This is a genomic window from Microbacterium sp. Bi128 (assembly GCF_918698205.1).
The window spans coordinates 1-1,537 of the sequence record NZ_CAKKMM010001226.1 but is presented as its reverse complement, the minus strand read 5'-3'; the positions used below and the strand labels follow the sequence as shown (position 1 = coordinate 1,537).

The 1,537-nt window shown below is 63.0% G+C and carries 2 protein-coding genes; both read left to right on the top strand.

The genetic code is table 11. From position 1 onward, the window contains the following. Positions 1–804: aldo/keto reductase (locus tag LQV45_RS31495; RefSeq protein ID WP_230011316.1), on the top strand; the 804-nt coding region annotated here is incomplete at its 5' end. Positions 805–953: 149 nt separating this feature from the next. Continuing rightward, complete coding sequence (locus LQV45_RS31490; RefSeq protein ID WP_018774889.1) at positions 954–1,217, top strand: GlsB/YeaQ/YmgE family stress response membrane protein; 264 nt, start codon at positions 954–956, stop codon at positions 1,215–1,217. Positions 1,218–1,537 lie beyond the last annotated feature (320 nt).

Sequence of the window (1,537 nt, the reverse complement as noted above, 5' to 3'; positions counted from 1 at the left end):
AGCCACCGCGGCTGGACGGAGGAAATACGCGGCCGCTGGTTCGCCCAGGGGGGCGAGCGCCGCGAGCGCACGGTGCTTGCCACCAAGTTGTTCGGCACCATGACCGACCGGCCCAACGAGTCCAAACTCTCGGCACTGCACATCCGCCGGGCGCTCGATGCCAGCCTGAAACGGCTGCAGACGGACTACATCGATCTGTACCAGTTCCATCACGTGGACCGGAACACGCCCTGGGATGAGATCTGGCAGGCTATCGAGGTCGCCGTCCAGCAAGGCAAGATCCTGTACTCCGGCAGCAGCAACTTCGCCGGCTGGCACATCGCCCGGGCCCAGGAAACCGCCGGCCGCCGCAACTACAACGGGCTGGTCAGCGAACAGTCGATTTACAACCTGCTGACCCGGGACGTGGAACTCGAGGTCATCCCGGCCGCCCAGCAGTATGGCCTGGGGATCCTGCCATGGTCGCCGTTGCACGGCGGCCTGCTCGGCGGAGTGCTGAAAAAGGAGAACGACGGCGTCCGCCGCATCGCGGGCCGTGCCCTTGAGGCGCTCAAGTCGCACCAGAAACAGATCCGGCGATACGAGGAATTCGCCGCCGAACTGGGTCAGGAACCCGCGGACCTGGCACTCGCGTGGCTGCTCCACCAGCCGGCAGTCACCGCTCCGATCATCGGCCCGCGTACCCTCGAGCAGCTCGAAGCCTCCGTCAGGGCGCACAAATTGAAGCTCGACACCGATGCGCTCAAGCGCCTCGACGAGATCTTCCCGGGCCACAGGACGGCTCCGGAAGACTACGCATGGTAGGGCGCAGTCGGCTGTTTTGGCACCCCGCCCGGCGAACCCACGGGTGTCGGGTGGCTCTTTGATACTAAGCATGATTAGTATTAGGGCAGAAGGATGTAGCGCACCCGGCGATCCGGGTGCCTCCTCTATGAAAGAAGAAGGAACGAAAAATGGGTTTTCTCGCATTTCTGATTCTGGGCCTCATCGCCGGCGCCATCGCTAAGGCTATCCTCCCGGGACGTCAGGGCGGTGGCATCATCATCACTCTGATCCTGGGCGTCGTCGGCGCCCTGCTCGGCGGATTCATTGGCAGCGCACTGTTCGGCGTTGGCATCAACGAGTTCTTCTCGCTGTCGACTTGGCTGCTGGCCATCGGCGGTGCGATCATCGTCCTGCTCGTTTACGGCATGATCAGCAAGCGCTCAGCCCGCTAACACGGAAGCTGACCGGAAACCGGCCCTGGGTTATTCCCGGGGCCGGTTTTTTGCACTATTTTGACAGCAAGGCGGCCTGCCGGCCGCATGGTCCGGCACTGCCACCCACTGTCCACGAACTGTTCAACAACGTCTACTTTTCACCTACGTCAGGGAGCAGGAGCACAGCATGAAGGGCAAATTTCTTTTCGCCACCGGACTGGCAGCAGGGTACGTCCTGGGATCGCGGTCAGGCCGCGCAGCCTATGACAAGCTCAAGGCCAGGTCGGCAGAGCTCTGGAACAGCAAGCCGGTCCAGGACAAGGTGGCCGCGGCAGCAG